The organism is Streptomyces sp. NPDC005774, assembly GCF_042871645.1.
In the GTDB taxonomy this organism is placed as follows: domain Bacteria; phylum Actinomycetota; class Actinomycetes; order Streptomycetales; family Streptomycetaceae; genus Streptomyces; species Streptomyces pratens.
Window position 1 is genome coordinate 44776 of record NZ_JBIAIV010000019.1, and the last position, 21515, is coordinate 66290.

General features: G+C 72.8%; 19 protein-coding genes and 1 pseudogene. 16 read left to right on the forward strand and 4 right to left on the reverse strand.

The genetic code is table 11. From position 1 onward, the window contains the following. The first annotated feature begins 78 nt into the window (after positions 1-78). Positions 79-2238, forward strand: coding sequence for a primosomal protein N' (locus tag ACFYQA_RS19065; RefSeq protein WP_388918834.1), 2160 nt, complete (start codon positions 79-81; stop codon positions 2236-2238). Positions 2239-2331: 93 nt separating this feature from the next. Here the strand turns inward: ACFYQA_RS19065 and ACFYQA_RS19070 are convergent, their stop codons facing one another. Beyond that, positions 2332-2898 carry a hypothetical protein gene (locus ACFYQA_RS19070; RefSeq protein ID WP_388918837.1) on the reverse strand — a complete coding sequence of 189 codons (567 nt, stop codon included), beginning with the start codon at positions 2896-2898 and terminating at the stop codon, positions 2332-2334. A 393-nt stretch (positions 2899-3291) separates the two neighbouring features. Here ACFYQA_RS19070 and tnpA point away from each other — a divergent pair, with 393 nt between their 5' ends. The 4 genes from tnpA to ACFYQA_RS19090 all read left to right on the forward strand — a co-directional run bounded on the left by tnpA (position 3292) and on the right by ACFYQA_RS19090 (position 7557). Then, the gene (gene tnpA, locus ACFYQA_RS19075; protein ID WP_388918840.1) at positions 3292-3774 is read left to right on the forward strand and encodes an IS200/IS605 family transposase; all 483 of its coding nucleotides are present in this window, start codon (positions 3292-3294) and stop codon (positions 3772-3774) included. Beyond that, positions 3758-4969: an RNA-guided endonuclease InsQ/TnpB family protein gene (locus ACFYQA_RS19080; RefSeq protein WP_388918843.1), complete on the forward strand. Its 1212-nt coding sequence runs from the start codon at positions 3758-3760 to the stop codon at positions 4967-4969. Before tnpA ends, ACFYQA_RS19080 begins: the two co-directional genes overlap by 17 nt. A 97-nt stretch (positions 4970-5066) precedes the next feature. Then, positions 5067-5999, forward strand: a complete 933-nt coding sequence (gene fmt / locus ACFYQA_RS19085) for a methionyl-tRNA formyltransferase (protein WP_388918846.1) — start codon at positions 5067-5069, stop codon at positions 5997-5999. A 139-nt stretch (positions 6000-6138) separates the two neighbouring features. After that, complete coding sequence (locus ACFYQA_RS19090; protein WP_388918849.1) at positions 6139-7557, forward strand: RsmB/NOP family class I SAM-dependent RNA methyltransferase; 1419 nt, start codon at positions 6139-6141, stop codon at positions 7555-7557. Here ACFYQA_RS19090 and ACFYQA_RS19095 read toward each other — a convergent pair. Then, entirely contained in the window at positions 7538-7738 is a 201-nt protein-coding gene (locus ACFYQA_RS19095) for an MMPL family transporter (protein ID WP_388919025.1), read from the reverse strand. The two genes, ACFYQA_RS19090 and ACFYQA_RS19095, sit on opposite strands and share 20 nt — an antisense overlap. 58 nt (positions 7739-7796) lie before the next feature. Beyond that, a pseudogene (locus tag ACFYQA_RS19100) lies at positions 7797-8778 on the reverse strand (MMPL family transporter); the annotation flags it as partial. Positions 8779-9107: 329 nt separating this feature from the next. Between ACFYQA_RS19100 and rpe the strand changes: the two are divergent. From rpe to ACFYQA_RS19155, 11 genes are all read left to right on the forward strand, one after another. After that, positions 9108-9794, forward strand: a complete 687-nt coding sequence (gene rpe / locus ACFYQA_RS19105) for a ribulose-phosphate 3-epimerase (RefSeq protein ID WP_386398925.1) — start codon at positions 9108-9110, stop codon at positions 9792-9794. A 79-nt stretch (positions 9795-9873) separates the two neighbouring features. Next, positions 9874-10920 carry a sugar-binding transcriptional regulator gene (locus tag ACFYQA_RS19110; protein WP_386398922.1) on the forward strand — a complete coding sequence of 349 codons (1047 nt, stop codon included), beginning with the start codon at positions 9874-9876 and terminating at the stop codon, positions 10918-10920. A gap of 40 nt (positions 10921-10960) precedes the next feature. Continuing rightward, entirely contained in the window at positions 10961-11359 is a 399-nt protein-coding gene (locus ACFYQA_RS19115; protein ID WP_388918853.1) for a ribonuclease domain-containing protein, read from the forward strand. Further along, entirely contained in the window at positions 11356-11703 is a 348-nt protein-coding gene (locus ACFYQA_RS19120) for a barstar family protein (RefSeq protein ID WP_388918856.1), read from the forward strand. Before ACFYQA_RS19115 ends, ACFYQA_RS19120 begins: the two co-directional genes overlap by 4 nt. A 107-nt stretch (positions 11704-11810) precedes the next feature. Then, complete coding sequence (locus ACFYQA_RS19125) at positions 11811-13253, forward strand: GuaB1 family IMP dehydrogenase-related protein (RefSeq protein WP_388919028.1); 1443 nt, start codon at positions 11811-11813, stop codon at positions 13251-13253. A gap of 136 nt (positions 13254-13389) precedes the next feature. Next, complete coding sequence (locus ACFYQA_RS19130; RefSeq protein ID WP_332426139.1) at positions 13390-13842, forward strand: Lrp/AsnC family transcriptional regulator; 453 nt, start codon at positions 13390-13392, stop codon at positions 13840-13842. A gap of 130 nt (positions 13843-13972) precedes the next feature. Beyond that, positions 13973-15175, forward strand: a complete 1203-nt coding sequence (locus ACFYQA_RS19135) for an MFS transporter (protein ID WP_388918860.1) — start codon at positions 13973-13975, stop codon at positions 15173-15175. Between the two features lie 83 nt (positions 15176-15258). Continuing rightward, a complete protein-coding gene (locus ACFYQA_RS19140) occupies positions 15259-17232 on the forward strand; it encodes a nitrate- and nitrite sensing domain-containing protein (protein ID WP_388918863.1) in 1974 nt (657 codons plus the stop codon). Next, complete coding sequence (locus ACFYQA_RS19145; protein ID WP_388918866.1) at positions 17229-17642, forward strand: DUF742 domain-containing protein; 414 nt, start codon at positions 17229-17231, stop codon at positions 17640-17642. The genes ACFYQA_RS19140 and ACFYQA_RS19145 overlap by 4 nt, the downstream gene beginning before the upstream one ends. 432 nt (positions 17643-18074) lie before the next feature. Next, positions 18075-18863 carry a carbon-nitrogen hydrolase family protein gene (locus ACFYQA_RS19150; protein WP_388918869.1) on the forward strand — a complete coding sequence of 263 codons (789 nt, stop codon included), beginning with the start codon at positions 18075-18077 and terminating at the stop codon, positions 18861-18863. A 58-nt stretch (positions 18864-18921) separates the two neighbouring features. Further along, positions 18922-20619 (forward strand): flavin monoamine oxidase family protein, encoded by a 1698-nt coding sequence (locus ACFYQA_RS19155; RefSeq protein WP_388918872.1) that lies wholly within the window; start codon positions 18922-18924, stop codon positions 20617-20619. A 46-nt stretch (positions 20620-20665) separates the two neighbouring features. Here the strand turns inward: ACFYQA_RS19155 and ACFYQA_RS19160 are convergent, their stop codons facing one another. After that, positions 20666-21352, reverse strand: a complete 687-nt coding sequence (locus ACFYQA_RS19160) for a DUF5995 family protein (protein WP_388918875.1) — start codon at positions 21350-21352, stop codon at positions 20666-20668. Positions 21353-21515 lie beyond the last annotated feature (163 nt).

Below are 21515 nucleotides of genomic sequence, written 5' to 3' on the forward strand. Positions count from 1 at the left end.
GGCCCCGGGGCGTACGGCGCGGGGCGAGCCGTGGCCGCCGTCGGTCGGGTGTCAGTCGTGTTTGGTAGGAATGCAGGCGTGAGCAGCGAGAACGGCGGGAGCGGACAGGTGGACGGCGGTGCGCAGGGCACGCCGCCCGAACAGCTCGCGCTCATCCGGGAGACCGTGCGCAAGGCCGGCACGCCCCGGGCCAAGCCGCGGACCTGGCGGGGCGCCGCGCTCGCCGGGCACCTGCCGGTCGCACGCGTCCTCGTCGACAAGGGCGCACTGCATCTCGACCGGTACTTCGACTACGCCGTGCCCGAGGAACTCGACGCCGACGCGCAGCCGGGCGTGCGGGTGCGGGTGCGGTTCGGGGCCGGCCGGCACCGGGTGCGTGAGGGGCGCCGCGAGGGCGGCGGGCTCATCGACGGGTTCCTGATCGAGCGGCTCGCCGAGTCCGACTACTCGGGGCCGCTGGCCGCCCTCGCCCAGGTGGTCTCGCCCGAGCCGGTCCTGAGCGAGGAACTGCTGGGGCTGACCCGGGCGGTCGCCGACCGGTACGCGGGCAGCCTCGCCGACGTGCTTCAGCTCGCCGTACCGCCGCGCAGCGCACGCGCCGAGCGGCGGCCCTCGCCCGACCCGGCGCCCTCGCCCCCGGCACCCGAGCCGGGCTCCTGGGGCCGGTACGAGCAAGGGCCCGCCTTCCTCCGGTCGCTGGCCACCGGCGGCGCTCCGCGCGCCGTGTGGAACGCGCTGCCCGGACCGCTCTGGAGCGAGGAACTGGCTCGCGCGGTCGCGGCGACGCTGGCCTCCGGCCGCGGCGCCCTCGTCGTCCTGCCGGACGGACGGACCGTCGCCCGCGTCGACGCCGCGCTCACCGAACTTTTGGGCAAGGGGCGGCACGCGGTGCTGACCGCCGACGCCGGGCCCGAGAAGCGGTACGCGCAGTGGCTCGCCGTGCGCCGCGGCTCCGTGCGCGCCGTGATCGGCACTCGGGCGGCGATGTTCGCGCCCGTCCAGGACCTCGGACTGGTCGCGCTCTGGGACGACGGTGACGACAGCCACAGTGAGCAGCACGCCCCCCAGCCGCACGCGCGTGAGGTGCTGCTGCTGCGGGCGGCACAGGACAAGTGCGGTTTCCTGCTGGGCAACTGGAGCTGCACGGTGGAGGCCGCTCAGCTGGTGGAGACCGGCTGGGCCGGTCCCCTGGTCCCCGGAAGGGACCGGGTACGGGCCACCGCCCCGCTGGTACGGACCGTCGGGGACGGGGACCTCGCGCGGGACGAGGCCGCCCGCGCCGCCCGGCTGCCGTCACTCGCCTGGCAGGCCGTCAGGGAGGGGCTGCGGCACGGGCCGGTGCTCGTACAGGTGCCCCGGCGCGGCTATGTCCCGCGGATGGCGTGCGCGGGCTGCCGTACCCCGGCGCGGTGCCGGCACTGCTCGGGGCCGATGGAGGCACCCGGCGCCGGCGATCTGCGGTGCGGCTGGTGCGGGCGGCGCGAGGAGAGTGGCTGGCACTGCCCGGAGTGCGGCGGGTTCCGGCTGCGGGCCCAGGTGGTGGGAGCGCGCCGGACCGCCGAGGAGTTGGGCCGGGCCTTCCCCGCGGTGCCGGTGCGCACCTCCGGGCGCGAGCATGTGCTGGACACGGTGCCGGCCGGGCCCGCGCTGGTGGTGAGCACGCCGGGGGCCGAGCCGGTCGCCGAGGGCGGATACGCGGCGGCGCTGCTGCTGGACGGCTGGGCGATGCTGAGCCGGCCCGATCTGCGGGCTGGGGAGGACGCGCTGAGCCGCTGGATCGGCGCGGCGGCGCTGGTGCGTCCGCAGACGGAGGGCGGCACGGTGGTGGTGGTCGCCGAGCCGACCCTGCGGCCCGTGCAGGCGCTGGTGCGGTGGGACCCCGTCGGACACGCGGTACGGGAGCTGGGGGAGAGGGCCGAACTGGGCTTCCCACCGGTGTCGAGGATGGCGGCGGTCTCCGGGCCGGGGGAGGCCGTGGCCGGGTTTCTCCGCGCGACCGAACTTCCAGGGGAGGCTGAGGTGCTGGGGCCCGTCCCGCTGCCCGTCACCCCCGTGGGCCGCCCGCGGCGACCCGGCGGCCCGCCGCCCGGGGACCACTGGGAGCGGGCCCTGATCCGGGTACCCCCGGGCAGGGGCGCCGCGCTGACCGCCGCCCTGAAGTCCGCCCAGGCGGCTCGCATGGCCCGCGCCGGCGACGAACCCGTGTGGGTACGGATCGACCCGCCCGACATCGGCTGAGGAGCACGGGTCGGGGAACGGGCGGGGCGAGCATGCCGTGCAGTGCTGCCCTCCCGGGGCGCGGTCGCGTCCGGAAGGGCTGGGGGCGGGCGGTCAGCCGCTGCGGGGGCCCGGGAAGGTGGTGGGGCCGGGGAAGGCCGTGGGGCACGGGTCGTCGCGGAGGGACGAACTGCCCGCCGTCGGCTGGGTCGGCATGGAACGGGCGGCGGGAACCGTCGGCACACCGGCGACCCCCGCACCCACGTTGACCGTGCGCGTTCCCGACGGCTCGGCGGTGTGCTCCGTCTCCGTGGCCTGGTTCTGGGCGGCCGCGGCACGGCGGGCGCCGTAACGACGGTGGACCGCCTGCTTGGTCACGCCGAGCGCGGAGCCCACCGCGTCCCACGAGAAGCCCAGCGAGCGGTCGAAGTCCACGGCCGCGGTGACCAGGGTCTCGACGCTTTCCCGCAGTTCCTGGGCGAGACGGACCGTCGGGGCGGGGGCGCGTCCGTAGACGACGAAGCCCGTGGAGGGGCCGGAGCGGCGCGGGCGGTAGACGTTGCCGAGCTGGGCGGTGAGCGTGCGCAGTGCGTCCACCTGCCGGCGGACCCGCTCGATGTCCCGCACCAGCAAGTGCAGGCTGGCGCGAGCCTGGGCGTCGTGGGTTGCGTGGTCGGCCATGAACAAGCCTCTCGAACCGGCGTTGAAAGGAATGGGCCACGTCGGAGCGGCCCGGTGTGGTCAACTCTTTCTTGACCAACGCGGATCAGCTCCGTGGGTCACGGGCTGGGGGCGTGGCGATTCCCGCGCACGCCCCTGTGGGTGACCGCGGGACCAGGCCCTGGTCCGGAGCCCGTTCCCGGGCCCGTTCTCCGTGCCGCCACCCCCGCCGCGTCCGTGCCGCCACCCCCGCCGCGTCCGAACCGCCGCCCGCGTGCCGTCCGTACGCCCTCGGCCGTCCCCCATCAGCTATCTAGCGAGGGGACCCTCGCCTTCAGGCGTGGGGGGAATCGCTTCTCTGGGCTGCTCTGACCTCAGCTGTGCGCACGGGTCTGCGCTGTTGCCCTCAATTAGATGCGTGACGTGTGTATAGTGATCGTTGTGACTGTGACGCGGAAGGTTCGCCGGTATTCCGGCGGCGTGTACGACTTAGGGCTGCACGTGGTGTGGTGCCCCAAGTACCGCCGCCGGGTTCTCGGCGGACGTGTCGCGGTCCGGCTGCGTGAGCTGATCGAGGCGAAGGCCGCCGAGAAGGACTGGGAGATCATCGCCCTTGAGGTGATGCCCGATCACGTCCACCTGTTCGTCAAGCACGAGCCGAAGGCTTCCGCCTCGTACGTGGCGAACCAGTTCAAGGGCTTCACCTCCCGTGTGCTCCGGCAGGAGTTCCCGCATCTGAAGTCGAGCATGCCCACGCTGTGGTCGTCGTCGTTCTTCGTCGCCTCGGTCGGCGCTGTCTCGGCGGACACGGTGGAGAAGTACATCAACACCCAGTGGGAACGCCCCTGGACCAAGCGGCAGAAGGAGGAGGAGGCCGAGCGTGCACCGCGCGTATAGGTTCCTCCTCCGCCCCACCGTGGGCCAGGCCGCCGCGTTGACCGCGATGCTGGCCGATCACTGCTCGCTCTACAACGGCGCGTTGCAGGAACGCCGCGACGCCTACCGGCACGCCTCGAAGACGAGCATCAAGTACGGCATGCAGTCCGCGCAGCTCAAGGACATCCGCGCGTTCGACCCGGAGCGCCACGGCCGGTGGTCGTTCTCCTCGCAGCAGGCCACCCTGCGCCGCCTCGACAAGGCGATGCAGGCGTTCTTCCGCCGGGTCAAGGCCGGCGACAAGCCGGGATATCCCCGCTTCCGGGGCGTGAACTGGTTCGACACCGTCGAGTTCCCCAAGGACGGCGACGGCTGCCGCTGGGACGCGACCCCCCACGACCCGGTGACCCGCGTCCGCCTCCAAGGTGTCGGGCACGTCAGGGTGCACCAGCACCGGCCGGTGCGCGGCCGGGTCAAGACGATCTCGGTCAAGCGCGAGGGACGGCAGTGGTACGTCGTCCTCGCTTGCGGCGAGGTACCCGCAGAACCGCTCTCCGTAACCGGCGCGGTGACCGGGATCGACATGGGCGTGGCCCACTTCCTGACCACCTCGGAGGGCGCGCACCTGCCCAACCCCAGGCACGGCAAGCGCAACGCCGACGCCCTCGCTGACGCCCAGCGCGCCCTCAGGGCGTTTCCCCGCCGTAAGCGTGAGGACCGCACCGCCAGGCACCGGCGCGCGGTCGAGAAGGTCGCCGGGCTGCACCGCAAGGTACGCCGTCAGCGCACCGATCACGCGTACAAGACCGCGCTGGTGCTGGTCCGCGACTACGACGCGATCGCACACGAGCGCCTGAGCATCGCGAACATGGTCCGTGCCCCCAAACCCAAGCCCGACCCCGAGACGCCCGGCGGCTTCCTGCCGAACGGCGCGGCGGCCAAGGCCGGGCTGAACAAAAGCATCCATGACGTGGGTTGGGGGGTGTTCCTCGGCATCCTCGCGCACAAGGCTGAAAGCGCCGGTCGTGTATTGATCCCGGTGGACCCCCGCAACACCTCCCGCACCTGCCCTGCCTGCGGGCACGTCAGCGGAGAGAACCGCCCCACGCAAGAGAAGTTCGAGTGCACCCGGTGCGGACACACCGCCAACGCCGACCAGGTCGGTGCACTCAACGTCGCTATCAGGGCCGGGCTGGTCCTTCCCGACGTGGCCTAGCCACCGACAGGAGAAGCCCCCGGATTTATCCGGGGGAGGAGTCACAGACTGGTGCGCTGCCCGCAACGTCCCCGCCCGAGAGGACCGAATCCACCCCATGAAGCTCGTCTTCGCCGGCACCCCCGAGGTCGCCGTTCCCGCCCTGGAGGCTCTTCTCGCCTCGGAGCGCCACGAGGTGGCCGCCGTCGTCACCCGGCCCGACGCGCCGGCCGGGCGGGGCCGCAGGCTGGTCGCCTCTCCGGTCGCCGAGCGGGCGCAGGAGGCCGGGATCGAAGTACTCAGGCCCGTGAAGCCACGGGACCCCGAGTTCCTCGAGCGGCTGCGCGAGATCGCTCCCGACTGCTGCCCCGTCGTCGCCTACGGCGCCCTGCTGCCCCGGGCCGCCCTCGACATCCCGGACCGGGGCTGGGTCAACCTGCACTTCTCGCTGCTGCCCGCCTGGCGCGGGGCGGCGCCCGTGCAGCACGCGATCATGGCGGGTGACGAGATCACCGGCGCCTCCACCTTCCTCATCGAGGAAGGACTCGACTCGGGGCCGGTCTACGGCACCGTCACCGAGGAGATCCGCCCCACCGACACCAGCGGTGACCTGCTCACCCGGCTCGCCTTCGCCGGCGCCGGACTGCTCGCCGCGACCATGGACGGCATCGAGAACGGCACCCTGAAGGCCGTACCGCAGCCCGCCGACGGGATCACCCTCGCCCCGAAGGTCTCCGTGGAGGACGCCCACGTCGACTGGAGCGTCCCGGCCCTGCGCGTCGACCGCATCGTGCGCGGCTGCACTCCCGCGCCCGGTGCCTGGACCACCTTCCGGGGCGAGCGGCTCAAGCTCGTCCAGGTCGCGCCCGCCCCCGACCGCACGGATCTCGCGCCCGGCCGGCTGACCGCGGGCAAGAACAACGTGTACATCGGCACCGGCTCGCACGCCGTGGAACTGCTGTGGGTGCAGGCCCAGGGCAAGAAACCGATGCGTGCGGCCGACTGGGCACGCGGTGTACGGATCGGCGCCGAGGAGACCGTCGGCGGCTGACGCCGCGGAACCCCCGCCCCGCGCCGCCGTACCCCGGCCCGCCCCCGCCGTACCCCGGCCCGGCGCCACGCGAAGCCCGGCCCGTCCCGACGACGTACGCTGGACCGCGCACTTCACCCCACACCCGGAGCACCTTTTCGTGAGTGACCAGCCCCGTCGTCCCCGTAAGCCCGGCAAGCCCTACCGCCGGCCCCAGAAGGACCCCGTCCGCTTCCTCGCCTTCGAGGCCCTGCGGGCCGTGGACGAGCGGGACGCCTACGCCAACCTCGTTCTGCCGCCGCTGCTGCGCAAAGCGCGCGAGGGCGGTGACTTCGACGCCCGGGACGCGGCGCTCGCCACCGAGCTGGTGTACGGCACGCTGCGCCGGCAGGGCACGTACGACGCGGTCGTCGCAGCCTGTGTCGACCGGCCGCTGCGCGAGGTGGATCCGCCCGTCCTTGACGTGCTGAGCCTCGGCGCGCACCAGCTGCTGGGGACCCGGATCCCGACCCACGCCGCCGTGTCCGCCTCCGTCGAGCTCGCGCGCGTGGTGCTCGGCGACGGACGGGCCAAGTTCGTCAACGCCGTGCTGCGCAAGGTCGCGCAGCACGATCTCGACGGCTGGCTCGAGCGGGTCGCGCCACCGTACGACGAGGACCCGGAGGACCATCTCGCCGTGGTGCATTCGCACCCGCGCTGGGTCGTCTCCGCCCTGTGGGACTCCCTCGGCGGCGGCCGCGCGGGCATCGAGGATCTGCTGCGGGCCGACAACGAGCGGCCCGAGGTCACGCTCGTAGCCCGTCCCGGCCGGGCCACCACCGGGGAACTGCTCGACGAGGAGGCCGCTCTGCCCGGACGCTGGTCGCCGTACGCGGTGCGGCTGAGCGAGGGCGGTGAGCCTGGTGCGATCCCGGCCGTGGCGGACGGCCGGGCCGGTGTGCAGGACGAGGGCAGCCAGCTCGTCGCGCTCGCCCTGGCCGACGCCCCGCTGGACGGACCCGACCGGATGTGGCTGGACGGCTGCGCCGGCCCCGGCGGCAAGGCCGCGCTGCTCGCCGCGCTCGCCGCCGAGCGCGGCGCCGTCCTGCTGGCCTCCGAGAAGCAGCCGCACCGGGCCGGACTGGTCGCCAAGGCGCTGGCGGGAAACCCCGGGCCGTACCAGGTCGTCGTCGCCGACGGGACCCGACCGCCGTGGCGGCCCGGCACCTTCGACCGGGTGCTGGTCGATGTGCCCTGCACCGGCCTCGGCGCCCTGCGCCGGCGCCCCGAGGCGCGCTGGCGGCGCCGGCCGGGCGACCTGGAGGGTTTCGCCCCGCTGCAGCGCGGGCTGCTGCGCACCGCCCTGGAGTCCGTACGGGTCGGCGGTGTCGTCGGCTACGCGACCTGCTCGCCGCACCTGGCGGAGACCCGGGCCGTGGTCGCCGACCTCCTCAAACAGTTCCCGGACGCCGAACTCATCGACGCCCGGCCGCTGCTGCCCGGCGTCCCGGAACTGGGCGAGGGCCCCGACGTCCAGCTGTGGCCGCATGTGCACGGGACCGACGCCATGTACCTGGCGCTCATCCGCCGGACCGGCTGACGCCTGCCTCCTCCACTTCGCGCACCGCGCCGGCGCCGTCCTCGCGGGCGAGCCGGTGCGGCCACCACACCTTGGGGCCCACGTTCAGGAACAGGGACGTGACCAGCACCGACCGCACGATGAAGGTGTCCAGCAGCACGCCGAGGGCGACCGCGAAGCCGATCTCGGCGAAGGCGACCATGGGCAGGGTGCCGAGCGTGGCGAAGGCGCCCGCAAGGACCAGGTCCGCCGAGGTCGAGGACGACCAGCAGTGCCGGGCAGAGGCTCATCATGGCCGGCAGGGCCACCGCGACACCGATCGCGGCGACCGGACCGAGGCCACTGGTGGAGTTCATCTCCGCGACCAGCAGCACCAGCATGCTCAGCACGACGGTCGCGCCCGAGGCCAGTACCGCGGGGCCCGCGCGGTGCAGGGCCCGGGCCGTCGCCTCGTGCCGGTCCTCGTGCCGGCGCAGCTCCTCCCGGTAGCGGGCGACCAGCAGCAGCGCGTAGTCGGTGCCCGCGCCGAAGACCAGCACGGTGAGGATGCCGGCGCTCTGCCCGTTGACGGTCAGACCGGTGTGCTCGGCCGGCAGATAGATCAGCGCCTGCGCGGTGAACAGGGCACAGATCACCGACAGCAGCGGGACCAGCAGGAGGGTGGGGCTGCGATAGATGAGCAGCAGCATCACGACGACCACGCCCATTGCGGCGAACAGCAGCGTCGAGTCGATGCCCTCGAACGCCTCGGCGAAGTCCGCCGACGTACCGCCCGGCCCGGTGATGTGCACGGCGAGCCCGCCGCTGCTCCCGCCGACCTCGTCCCGCACGGAGTCGACGGCGGGCGCGATCCGCTGCCAGCCCTGTTCGTCCATCGTGATCGGTACGAGAATCTGCGCCGCCCGCGGATCGGTCTCGTGGTCGTAGACCGGGCCCCGGGTCTCGGCACCCCGGATGCCGTGGTCGGACAGCTGCCTCAGCTGCGCCGCGTCCTCGGTGATCCGCTCCCGGTCGGCGGCCGTCAGACCGCTCGCGCGCGTAGACCACGATCGCGGGGATCTGCTCGGGCCGGAAGTCCCCGGAGATCTCCAGGACCTGTGTGGACTCCGCGGATCCCGGCAGCCAGGACGCCGCGTCGTTGTCCTGTGCGTCGGTCAGCTTCTGCGCGAGGGGCGCCGCCAGGAACAGCACCACCAGCCACAGCGCCAGGACCAGCCACTTGGCGCGGCGTCCGCAGACCAGATGCCCGACACCGCGTTTTCCGTACTTCCCGCCGGAACCGTGCGGCCCGCCCGTGTCGGATGCCTCGCCCGCGACAGGTGCCCCGCCCGCATCGGACGCATCGCGCGTGGCCTGCTTCCCACGTGTCCCGGATGCCCCACATGCCTCAGGAGCCCCACGAACCTCAGATGCGCCGTGTTCCCCGGGTGTCCCGACTGCCCCGGGTGTGCCGCGTGTCGAACTCGTGACCGACTCTGGAGCCGACCGGCCCGGGACGCGGGGGCCGGATATGCCCGCATCCTTCCCGGACCGGTGCCGCCACCCCCCGCAGGGCATGGCAGGCTTGGGGCATGGCCGCGCAGATCAACCCCAGTATTCTCTCCGCCGACTTCGCCCGCCTCGCGGACGAGGCGCAGGCGGTCGCGGGAGCCGACTGGCTCCATGTCGACGTCATGGACAACCATTTCGTCCCGAACCTCACGCTCGGTGTACCGGTCGTGGAGTCGCTGGCCCGTGCGACGGACATCCCGCTGGACTGCCACCTGATGATCGAGGCCCCCGATCGCTGGGCGCCCCAGTTCGTGGAGGCGGGGGCAGGTTCCGTCACCTTCCATGTAGAGGCGGCCGCCGCGCCCGTGCGGCTGGCCCGGGAGATCCGGGCCAAGGGGGCCAAGGCCTCCATGGCGCTGCGGCCCGCGACGCCGATCGAGCCGTACGAGGATCTGCTCCCCGAGCTCGACATGCTGTTGATCATGACGGTCGAGCCGGGCTTCGGGGGCCAGGCCTTCCTCGACATCATGCTTCCCAAGATTCGCCGCACCCGTGAGCTGATCAGCAAGCACGGCCTGGACCTCTGGCTCCAGGTCGACGGCGGTGTCTCGGCGTCCACCATCGAGCAGTGCGCCGACGCCGGAGCCGATGTCTTCGTCGCGGGATCCGCCGTGTACGGGGCGGAAGACCCGGCCGAGGCGGTACGTGCACTGCGCAATCGGGCCGAGGCCGCCACGGGCAAGGCATCCTGGGTGTGCGACCACTGAGCCACGGGAACGTGAACGGCTCTCCAGCAAGGCCGTTCGACCGCGCCGGATCTGCAAGGATGAACGGCGAATCCAGAGTGTGAACAGCAGTGAGGAGATCGCCGTGCCGGGTATGTCGGCGGCGGGCCGTTCAGCCATGCGGATGGGACCCGCTGAGCTGGTGCAAGCGGCGGCCATGGCCCGCCGCTTCTACCTAGAGGGCAAGTCCAAGATCCAGATCGCCGAGGAGTTCGGCGTCAGCCGCTTCAAGGTGGCACGGGTCCTGGAGACCGCCCTCGAACGGGATCTCGTACGCATCGAGATCCGCGTGCCCGCCGAGCTGGACGCGGAGCGCTCCGACGCGCTGCGTGCCCGCTACGGCCTCAGGCACGCAGTCGTGGTGGAGTCCCCGGCCGAGGCCGCGGAGACACCGGACCCCGAGAACCTGGGAGAGGTGGCCGCCGACCTGCTCGGCGAACTGGTCAACGAAGGAGACGTACTGGGGCTGGCCTGGGGCCGGTCCACCATCCACATGGCGGCGGCCCTGGACCGGCTGGCGCCCTGCACGGTCGTGCAGCTGACGGGCGTGTACGACGCCGGGACCGCCGAGCGCGGTTCGGTGGAGGCCGTACGGCGGGCCGCGCAGGTCTCGGGCGGCGACGCCCACCCCATCTACGCGCCGATGCTGCTGCCGGACGAGGCGACCGCTGAGGCACTGCGCCACCAGACCGGTATCGCACGGGCCTTCGAGTACTTCGACAAGGTCACGGTCGCCTGTGTCTCCATCGGCTCCTGGGAGCCGGGCATCTCGACGGTGCACGACATGCTCACGGACGAGGAGCGGGAGCACTACGCCTCCCTCGGCGTCGCCGCCGAGATGTCCGCGCACCTCTTCGACACCGACGGGCGCCGGGTCGGCCGCGACCTCGGGGAGCGGTGCATCACGGTCAAGACCGACCAGCTCCGCCGGGTCCCCGAGGTCGTCGCGATCGCCGGCGGGCAGCGCAAGGGCCCCGCGATCGACGCGGTGCTGCGCTCCGGGCTGGTCACCAGCCTGGTGACGGACACCTCGGCCGCCGACTACCTGATGGCGGCGGGGCCCGCCCCGAGGTCCGCCCTCAACCGGTCCGACCCGGACAGCCCCTGACCGGGCGAGGGACGGGGGCGGGCATGGCAGCACCGGCCGTATGGTGCCGCGGCTCCTCCCTCGTCTCCCGGCCTGCCCCCTCGTGCTGCCGGCGGGCCCGCTGCTCCTCACGGGCTGCTCGCCCGACGGCAGTGGGGACCCGCAGCCCGTCCGGGCCGACGGCATGACCACCGTCCGGGAGGCCGGCCTCTCCGAGGAAGCGCGGCGCACGCTGAACCTCATCGACGCGGGCGGGCCCCTCCCGTACGACCGGGAGGACGTCGTCCTCGGCGGCTTAGAGCGGCTGCCGCCCCGCCGTGAACGCGGCTGCTGCCACGAGTACACGGTCGGGACACCGGGCTCGGCCGACCGCGGGGCCCGGCGCGTCGTCACCGGACGCGGCGGCGAGAGGTACTGCACCGACGCACCCTGCGCATCGTTCAGGACGGTACTGGGATGACGCACGAACTGGAGGGCCGGCTCGTGGTCGCACTCGACCTCGACCTCGACGGGGCCACGGACAAGACCGGCCTGATGGACCGCTGCGCCCGTGCCCTGGGCCTGCCGGGCTGGTTCGGCCGCAACCGGGACGCCCTCGCCGACCACACGGTCTGGCCCGAAGGCGCCGTCGAACGCGGGCTGCTGATCGTCGTGGACGGCCGGCTGCCCTACGCGACGGCACGCCCCGAGGAGTGGGCGACCGCCCGGGAGGTGTTCGCCGAAGCGGTGCGGCGGACCCCGTCGCTCGCCGTGGCCCTCACCCTCGGAGGTTCCTCCCAGCCGCGCGCCGACCTGCCTGGATGATCGCACCGGCACGGGCGATCCGGTCGTCGTGGGACAATGAAGTACGTGCTCTTCCCCCTGGCTGACCTGTCCGGGGGCCACCTCTGATCGACTGGGATGTGCAGCACGTGCGTTTCCTCAACGACATCCAGCCCGCGTACGACCTGACCTACGACGACGTCTTCATGGTGCCGAACCGGTCCGCCGTCGTATCGCGTCAGGACGTGGACCTCAGCTCCCCGGACGGTACGGGCACCACCATCCCGCTCGTCGTCGCCAACATGACGGCCATCGCCGGCCGCCGCATGGCCGAGACGGTGGCTCGCCGCGGCGGGCTCGTGGTCCTCCCGCAGGACATCCCGATCGAGGTCGTCACCGAGGTCGTCGCCTGGGTCAAGAGCCGTCACCTGGTCCTCGACACCCCCATCGTGCTGGCCCCGCACCAGACCGTCGCCGACGCGCTCGCCCTGCTGCCCAAGCGCGCGCACAACGCGGGCGTCGTCGTCGACGGCGGGCACCGGCCGGTCGGCGTGGTCACCGACGCCGACCTGTCCGGGGTGGACCGCTTCACGCAGCTCAGCGAGGTCATGTCCCGCGATCTGCTGCTCGTCGACGCCGACATGGACCCGCGCGAGGCCTTCAACACCCTCGACGGTGCCAACCGGCGCTACGCCCCCGCCGTGGACAAGGACGGCCGCCTCGCCGGCATCCTCACCCGCAGGGGCGCCCTGCGCGCCACCCTGTACACGCCGGCCACCGACGACCGGGGACGGCTGCGCATCGCCGCGGCCGTCGGCATCAACGGCGACGTCGCGGGCAAGGCCCAGCAGCTGCTGGACGCGGGCGTCGACACGCTCGTCATCGACACGGCGCACGGGCACCAGGAGTCGATGATCAACGCCCTCAAGCTGGTCCGCGACCTCGACCCGCAGGTCCCGGTCGCCGCGGGCAACGTGGTCTCCGCCGCGGGCGTCCGCGACCTGATCGAGGCCGGCGCGGACATCGTCAAGGTCGGCGTCGGCCCCGGCGCCATGTGCACCACCCGCATGATGACCGGCGTCGGCCGGCCGCAGTTCTCCGCGGTCCTGGAGTGCGCGGCGGAGGCGAAGAAGTACGGCAAGCACGTGTGGGCCGACGGCGGCATCCGCCACCCGCGCGACGTGGCGATGGCCCTCGCGGCCGGCGCGTCCAACGTGATGGTCGGCTCCTGGTTCGCCGGGACCTTCGAGTCCCCGGGCGACCTCCAGCACGATGCGGACGGCCGCCCCTACAAGGAGTCCTTCGGCATGGCCTCCGCGCGCGCCGTACGCAACCGCACCTCGGAGGAATCGGCCTACGACCGGGCCCGCAAGGCGCTGTTCGAGGAGGGCATCTCCACCTCCCGCATGTTCCTCGACCCGACCCGGCCCGGCGTCGAGGACCTGATCGACTCGGTCATCGCGGGTGTCCGCTCCTCCTGCACCTACGCGGGTGCCGGCTCCCTGGAGGAGTTCGGGGAGAAGGCCGTCGTCGGCATCCAGAGCGCCGCCGGTTACGCCGAAGGCAAGCCGCTGCACTCCAGCTGGACCTGACCGGGGCCCCGGCTCTCCGGCCGCCCGGCTCCCCGGGCGGCCTTCGCGAACCCCGCCGGTCCTGCCGCCCCTGCCGAACCCGTCGATCCCGTCGGTCCCGCCCCGGACCTCCCAGAAACGAAGTGAACCGCCCGCAGTGCTGAACGATCTCGACGAACGCATCGTGCACGCCCTCGCCGAGGACGCCCGCCGCTCCTACGCGGACATCGGCAAGCTCGTCGGCCTGTCCGCGCCCGCCGTCAAGCGACGCGTGGACCGGCTGCGCGCCACCGGCGCCATCACCGGCTTCACCGTGCGGGTGGACCCCGTCGCCCTCGGCTGGGAGACCGAGGGCTTCGTCGAGATCTACTGCCGAGGCAACACCTCCCCGGAGACCATCCAGCGGGGCCTGGAGCGCTACCAGGAGGTCGTGTCCGCCTCCACCGTCACCGGGGAGGCGGACGCGGTCGCCCAGGTCTTCGCCGCCGACATGCGGCACTTCGAACGGGTCCTGGAAAGGATCGCGGGGGAACCCTTCGTCGAGCGGACCAAGTCCGTGCTGGTGCTGTCACCGCTGCTGCGACGATTCTCGTCCGGACCGCCCGCCTGAGGGCCGCCCGCACTATCCTCGAGGTCATGACCTGGCGACATTGATCCACCGGTAACGCCTCCCGAGGGCCGCCTCGGATGCCGTACGTCCTCCACGTCCGGTGTCCGAACCGCCCTTACGGGAAGGCCTCATGACCTCCACGCCCACGCGTGCGCCCGACCTCCGCGTCCGACGGCTGACGACCACGCTGTACGGCTACGCGTTCCTCGAAGACTTCGTGCTGCTCTACCCGGTGTACGCGCTGCTGTTCAGCGACACCGGTCTCACCGTCTGGCAGATCTCCTCCCTGTTCGCCCTCTGGTCGGTCACCGGCGTCCTGCTGGAGGTCCCCTCCGGCGTCTGGGCCGACGCCGTCTCCCGCCGTCTGCTCCTGTGGCTCGGCCCGCTGCTCACCGCCGCCGGCTTCACCCTGTGGGCACTGGTGCCCTCGTACGGCGCCTTCGCGGCCGGCTTCGTCCTGTGGGGCGCCGGCGGAGCACTCGCCTCCGGGGCGCTGGAGGCCCTGGTCCACGACGAACTGGAGCGGCTCGACGCGGCCGGCCGGTACGCCCGGATCATGGGCCGGGCCCGCGCGGCCGGCCTGGTGGCCGTGATGGCGGCCATGGGACTCGCCGGTCCGGTGCTCGACCGGGGCGGCCACACCGCCGTCTGCGCGGCCGGCATCCTGGCGTGCCTGCTGACCGCGGCCACCGCCCTCCGGTTCCCGGAACACCGGACCCCGGCGACGGGACACCGAGGCCGGACCGCCCCCCTGCGCGCCGGACTCGCCGAGGCACGCGCCGACCGGTCGGTGCGCGGCGCGCTGCTGCTCGTACCGGCCGTCGGCGCGGTGTGGGGCGCCCTCGACGAGTACACGCCGCTGCTGGTGCGGGACACCGGCGTCGCGGACGGGACCGTCCCGTACCTCCTGCTGCTGATCTGGGCCGGTGCCACCGTCGGGAGCCTGCTCGCCGGCGAGGGCGAACGCCTCGGCACGAACGGACTCGCGGCCCTGCTCGCCTGCGCCGGACTCGCTCTCGCCGTCGGCACGCTCGCCGGCACGCCGGCCGGCCTGGGTCTGGTCGCCCTCGCCTTCGGAGGCTTCCAGGCGGCGACCGTGCTGGCCGACGCGCGACTCCAGCGGCGCATCGGGGACACCGGACGGGCCACCCTGACCTCGCTCGCGGGCCTGGGCACCGAGCTGGCCACGGTCGCGGTGTTCGGCGGCTACGCCCTGATCGCCTCGCACAGCCCGCACAGCACGGCCTTCGCCGTGTTCGCGGTGCCGTATCTGGTGACGGCGTTGCTCCTGATCCTCACGAGGCCATTGCGCTCGCCGAGAGGCGTCCCGTAGGTTGTGCGCCAATCGCTACCGATGGGTAACAACCGTTGGTGTCTGCTTCGCCGCCCAGCCATCCGAGCGTCCTGGGGAGAGCTATGCGCCGACTCATCGGCCGTCCCGCCACGGTCCGCGCCCGCATCGTCGCGCTTGCGTTCGCACCGGCGCTCGCCCTGCTGGCCTTGTGGACCTTCGCCATGGTGTCGGTCACCGGCGAACTGCGCGCACTGACCCGGCTGCAGGGTGTGTACGAGGACTTCGGCACGCCCGTCGACACAGCGATCGGGCAGATCCAGATCGAACGGCGGCTGGCCGCCACCTACTTGGGGACGGGCCACCGCAAGTCGGCGACCCTGGACCTCATGGAGCAGCACCGCCGCACCGACCGCGCCGTGAACGCCATGCGCGACGCGATCCGGGACGGCGACCGCGACCGGCTCTCCGGCCCGCAGCGCCAGGCCCTCGACGCCATGGTCGGCGCCGTCGAGGAACTGGAGGGACTGCGCCATCGAGTGCTGGCCCGCGACATCTCCTGGGACCGGGCCGTCGACGAGTACGGTGCGCTCGTGGAACCCGGGTTCGACATCCAGTCCGCCCTCACCGCCCTGCAGGCCGGGCAGCTCGCGCGGGAGGCGCAGGTCGTCGTCGAACTCGTCCGGGTGCGGGAGTTCGTCTCCCGCGAGGACGCCCTCGTCGCCGGGGCGCGCGCGGCCGGCCGACTGACCGACCGGCAGTACGACACGCTCACCGCGGCGATCGGGCACCGCCGGGTCTTCGAGCGGACGTATGTGGCCGACCTGCCGGCCGACTCACGGGCGTTGTTCCAGGAATTCCAGCGCGGCGAACTGCACGGCGAGTTGACCCGGAGCGAGGAGGCGCTGCTGCGGGCGGGGCCGGAGCGCGCCGGTGAGGCCGTCGTGGCGGAATCCTGGCGCACGACCACCGACCGGGCCGTCAAGCGCTACATGGAGCTGTGCACCCAGGCGGCCCTCAACTCCGCCGAACGCGGCCGGAGCTTCGCCCATCAGGAGCTGATCAAGGCGGCCGTCGTGGGCGGGCTCGGGCTGGCGGCCATCGGCCTGTCCCTGTGGTGGGCGGTGCGCGGTGCCCGCCGCATCTCCCGCCGGCTGGAGGAACTGCGGGACGCGGCGGACCTGCTGACCACCCGCCAGCTGCCCGATGTCATGGTCAGGTTGAGCGCCGGCGAGGAGGTGGACGCGGCAGCCGAGGCGCCGCCGCTGGCCGACGGGGAGGCGGAGTCCGACGAGATAGGCCAGGTCGGCCGCTCCTTCAACGCCGCCCGCCTCGCCGCCGTCGAGGCCGCCGTCCGGCAGGCCACCCTGCGCCGCGGGCTGTTCGCGGTTCTCCTCAGCATCGCCCGGCGCAACCAGACCCTGGTGCACCGGCAGCTGAAACTCGTCGACACGCTGGAACGGCACACGGACGACCCCGACATGCTGGAGCAGTTGTTCCGCATCGACCACCTCACCACCCGGATGCGGCGCCACGCGGAGAACCTGATCATCCTCTCCGGCGCCGCCCCGGGCCGCAGATGGCGCCGCCCCGTGCCCATCGCCGACGTCGTCTCCTCCGCGGTGAGCGAGATCGAGGACTACGTGCGCGTGGAGGTCCCGCCGATGGACCGGGTCGGCGTCGCCGCGGATGCCGTCGCGGACGTCGTCCACCTCGTCGCCGAACTCCTGGAGAACGCCACGGTGTTCTCACCCCCGCACACCCGGGTGACACTGCGCACCGGCCGGGAGCGCGGCGGCTACGTCCTGCGCATCGACGACCGGGGACCCGGCCTCGACTCCGGGCCGCTCCACGAGGCTCACCGCACCCTCGACCACCCCGATGGCTTCGATCCCTCCCGCCACGACCGGCTCGGCCTGTACGTGGTGGGACGGCTCGCCGCACGGCATGCCATCGAGGTGACGCTGCACGAGTCCCCGTACGGCGGGACGACGGCCGCGGTCCTGCTGCCCGGAGAAGTACTGGCGCACCTGGAGTCCGAGGTGTCAGAGGTGCCCGAGAAGACGGAGGAGACGGAGGGCGTGTCCTCGCTGCCGTGACCGACGACGACCACCGGTACGACGACGATCACCCGCACGACGACCACTGGTACGAGGACGAGACCGGCCTGATGGTGCGGCCCTACGCCGTCACGCGAGGCCGGACCCGTCCCTCGGGCGGGCCCACCATCACCCTGCTGTCCCAGGTCAGTGCCGTGGAGTCCGGCCTGGCACAGCCCGGTGTCGACCACACCCGCACCCGCCTGCTCGACCTGGTGCGCCGCCGGGGCCCCCTGCCGGTCGTCGAACTCGCGGCGGCCGCCGACCTGCCGCTGACCGTCGTCCGGGTGCTCCTCGCGGACCTGGCCGGAGCCGGCCTGGTGTGGATCGGCGCACCGCGCCGCCCGGGCGGGCCGGCGACCGACCCGGAACTCCTGCGCGAGATCGTGGCACGGCTCCGGGAGCTGTGACCCCCCGTCCCGCTTACCGACACGCCCACGCGACGTCGCGGTCGGGCCCCGGTCGCGGACGGTGACGCCGGTGCACCGGCTCCGTGCGCCGGACGCGGTGGTGACGACGGAGACCACGGAGAGCGTCCCAGCCGGGTTTCACGCGGTGGCGTATCGCGTACAGCGGTGGAGGGCGGCCTCTGCGCGCGTGAGAGGGAGGTCGCCGAGGCCCCGACGCCGTGCCTGCCCCCTGCGACTCCGGTCGCAGGCAGGCCCCGGTCGGGAGCACGCAACGAATCGCCGCTGATCCCGCACCGGACGCAATGATCCGCTCACCGATGCGCAACGGCCACTTCTTGCCCGGCCGAGCCGGCCGACCGTACCGTCTAGGCGATCCCTCCCGGCGGCCCTCCGCCCGCCCCCCGCCCTCCCGCGTACCGACGAGGAACACGCATGCGCACCGCCCTGCTCCAGAGCTCCGGACGGCCCGGTTCCGTCAGCGAGAGCCTCAAGGTCCTCGACGAGGCCGCCGGCCGTGCCGCCACGGCCGGCGCCGGCCTGCTCGTCACATCGGAGCTGTTCCTGACCGGATACGCGATCGGCGACGACATCGCGGTGCTCGCCGAGCCCGCCGACGGCGACGCGGCCGACGCGATCGCCCGGACGGCTACCCGGCACGGGCTCGCCATCGCCTACAGCTACCCGGAGCGCGTGGGCGACACGGTCCACAACTCCACCCAGCTCGTCTCCGAGGACGGCACCCGCCTCGCGAACTACCGCAAGACCCACCTCTTCGGCCCCTTCGAGCAGGACCACTTCGCCCCCGGAGACCAACAGGTCGTCCAGGCCGAACTGCACGGCCTCACCGTCGGCCTGCTGACCTGCTACGACATCGAGTTCCCCGAGAACGCGCGCGCCCACGCCCTGGCCGGCACCGATCTCCTGCTGGTGCCCACCGCGCTGATGCATCCGTTCCAGTTCGTCGCCGAGTCCCTCGTGCCGGTACGGGCGTTCGAGAACCAGATGTACATCGCGTACGTCAACCGGGCCGGCCACGAGGGCGAGTGGGAGTTCGCGGGACTCTCCACCCTCGCCGGACCCGACGGGACCGCCCGTACCCGGGCGGGACGCGGCGAGGAACTGGTGATCGCCGACGCGGACCCCGTGCTCCTCGCCGCCTCCCGCGAGCACAACCCGTATCTGCGGCACCGCCGCCCCGCCCTGTACGGGCCCCTCGGCTGAACCCCGCCCCCGCGCCCGCCCCCGCTCCGACATCTTCCGTGCAAGGAGTCCGCACCCCATGACGTCCACGGTGCCCAACGCCGTCGAGCACGCCGACGAGCAGCAGCCGCCGATCACCATGTTCGGCCCGGACTTCCCCTACGCGTACGACGACTTCCTCGCGCACCCGGCGGGCCTCGGCCAGATCCCCGCGACGGAACACGGCACCGAGGTCGCGGTGATCGGCGGCGGCCTGTCCGGCATCATCACCGCCTACGAGCTGATGAAGATGGGTCTCAAGCCCGTCGTGTACGAGGCCGACCGGATCGGTGGCCGGCTGCGCACCGTCGGATTCGAGGGCTGCGACCCCGCGCTCACCGCCGAGATGGGCGCGATGCGCTTCCCGCCGTCCTCCACGGCCCTCCAGCACTACATCGACCTGGTGGGCCTCGAGACCCGTCCGTTTCCCAACCCCCTCGCCGCGTCGACACCGTCGACCGTCGTCGACCTCAAGGGCGAGTCCCACTACGCCGAGACCCTCGACGGCCTCCCGCAGGTCTACCGGGACGTGGCCGACGCCTGGGCCCGGTGCCTGGAGGAGGGCGCAGACTTCTCCGACATGAACCGCGCCCTGCGCGAGCGCGACGTCCCGCGCATCCGCGAGATCTGGTCCCGGCTCGTCGAGAAGTTCGACGACCAGACCTTCTACGGCTTCCTCTGCGACTCCGAGGCCTTCAGGTCCTTCCGGCACCGCGAGATCTTCGGCCAGGTCGGCTTCGGCACCGGCGGCTGGGACACCGACTTCCCCAACTCCATCCTGGAGATCCTGCGCGTCGTCTACACCGAGGCCGACGACCACCACCGGGGCATCGTCGGCGGCTCGCAGCAGCTGCCGCTGCGCCTGTGGGAGCGCGAACCGGAGAAGCTCGTCCACTGGCCCTACGGCACCTCGCTGAAGACCCTGCACGTGGACGGCGAGCCGCGACCGGCGGTGACGCGGCTGCACCGCACCGCGGGCCACCGCGTCACGGTGACGGACGCGAACGGAGACGTCCGTACCTACCGGGCGGCCGTCTTCACCGCCCAGTCCTGGATGCTGCTGTCAAAGATCGCCTGTGACGACGCGCTCTTCCCGATCGACCACTGGACCGCCATCGAGCGCACCCACTACATGGAGTCCAGCAAGCTCTTCGTGCCCGTCGACCGGCCCTTCTGGCTCGACAAGGACGAGGACACGGGGCGGGACGTCATGTCGATGACGCTGACCGACCGCATGACCCGGGGCACCTATCTGCTGGACGACGGCCCGGACCGGCCCGCCGTCATCTGCCTGTCCTACACCTGGTGCGACGACAGCCTGAAGTGGCTGCCGCTGTCACCGAACGAGCGGATGGAGGTCATGCTGAAGTCGCTGGGCGAGATCTACCCGAAGGTCGACGTCAGGAAGCACATCATCGGCAACCCGGTCACCGTCTCCTGGGAGAACGAGCCCTACTTCATGGGCGCGTTCAAGGCCAACCTGCCCGGTCACTACCGGTACCAGCGGCGCCTGTTCACGCACTTCATGCAGGACCGGCTGCCCGAGGACAAGCGGGGCGTCTTCCTCGCCGGCGACGACATCTCCTGGACGGCCGGCTGGGCCGAGGGCGCCGTCCAGACCGCGCTCAACGCCGTCTGGGGCGTCATGCACCACTTCGGCGGAGGGACCGACGCGTCCAACCCCGGGCCCGGTGACGTGTACGACGAGATCGCGCCGGTGGAACTCTCCGACGACTGAACCCGGCCGCACCGCGGGCGCCGCGGCCGGCCGGCCCCGGTTCCGCTCAGCCGGGCAGCGGTGTGAGCAGCATGCGCCCGGCGAAGCCCACGGCCAGGTCGAGACGCGCGGCGAACTCCTCGGCGACGTCCGGCAGCCCGCGCAGCGCCCACAGCGCGCGGGCCGTCGTCCACGCGGCGTCCCGGGCGCGGTCCAGGCTCCACGCACCGGCCAGATGGGTGAGGGGATCGGCGAGCTGGAGGAGGTCGGGACCGGGCATCAGGTCCTCGCGGATGCGCTCCTCCAGCGCGGTCAACAGATCACCCACCTGCTCGAACTCGTCCTCCAGCCAAGCGGGTTCGCAATCGAGGGTACGGCAGGTGTCCACGACGGCGAGCGCCAGATCATGACCGATGTGCGCATTGATGCCCGCCAGCGCGAACTGCAGCGGACGTACGCCGGGATGGTGGCGGAACTGGAACAGCGGGCGCCAGCAGGCCGGCGGGCGGCGCCCCTCGGACACCGCCTCGACGGCGGCCAGATAGCGCTCGGCGAACACCACGTTCAGGGTGACCGCCGCCCGCGCGTCCGCGAGCGGACCCGCGTCGATGCGCCGGTCGGCCTCCGTCGTCACCGTGAGGTAGACCCGGTTGAAGACCGCGATCCCGTCCCGGCGGGGCAGGGCGGAGTCGAGGGCGCGCATACGGGAGACGGCCGTGTCTACAGGGGTGTGGACTTGCTCGCATCGCGCCATGAGCGCAGATTCGCACCTTTAGTGTGGTGCCCGTGGCGGCGGGACCGACGCTTCCCCGGAACGGGGTAACGCGCCCGCCGTGGGGGAGGGGGAGCAGTACGTGTCAGGCTCGCGTGCCCAACGCCTGGCCGCTCGGCGATCCGCGCGCAGAGGCGTGGCCCGG

Bases quoted from the DNA above. Each gene is read 5' to 3' on its own strand.
- ACFYQA_RS19095 (WP_388919025.1), bottom strand. From the start codon at position 7,738: ATGGTCGCCTTCGCCGAGATCGGCTTCGCGGTCGCCCTCGGCGTGCTG.
- rpe (WP_386398925.1), top strand. From the start codon at position 9,108: ATGGCCGCGCAGATCAACCCCAGTATTCTCTCCGCCGACTTCGCCCGC.
- ACFYQA_RS19150 (WP_388918869.1), top strand. From the start codon at position 18,075: ATGCGCACCGCCCTGCTCCAGAGCTCCGGACGGCCCGGTTCCGTCAGC.
- ACFYQA_RS19155 (WP_388918872.1), top strand. From the start codon at position 18,922: ATGACGTCCACGGTGCCCAACGCCGTCGAGCACGCCGACGAGCAGCAG.
- ACFYQA_RS19070 (WP_388918837.1), bottom strand. From the start codon at position 2,898: ATGGCCGACCACGCAACCCACGACGCCCAGGCTCGCGCCAGCCTGCAC.
- ACFYQA_RS19115 (WP_388918853.1), top strand. From the start codon at position 10,961: ATGGTGCCGCGGCTCCTCCCTCGTCTCCCGGCCTGCCCCCTCGTGCTG.
- ACFYQA_RS19140 (WP_388918863.1), top strand. From the start codon at position 15,259: ATGCGCCGACTCATCGGCCGTCCCGCCACGGTCCGCGCCCGCATCGTC.
- tnpA (WP_388918840.1), top strand. From the start codon at position 3,292: ATGCGTGACGTGTGTATAGTGATCGTTGTGACTGTGACGCGGAAGGTT.
- fmt (WP_388918846.1), top strand. From the start codon at position 5,067: ATGAAGCTCGTCTTCGCCGGCACCCCCGAGGTCGCCGTTCCCGCCCTG.
- ACFYQA_RS19160 (WP_388918875.1), bottom strand. From the start codon at position 21,352: ATGGCGCGATGCGAGCAAGTCCACACCCCTGTAGACACGGCCGTCTCC.
- ACFYQA_RS19120 (WP_388918856.1), top strand. From the start codon at position 11,356: ATGACGCACGAACTGGAGGGCCGGCTCGTGGTCGCACTCGACCTCGAC.
- ACFYQA_RS19135 (WP_388918860.1), top strand. From the start codon at position 13,973: ATGACCTCCACGCCCACGCGTGCGCCCGACCTCCGCGTCCGACGGCTG.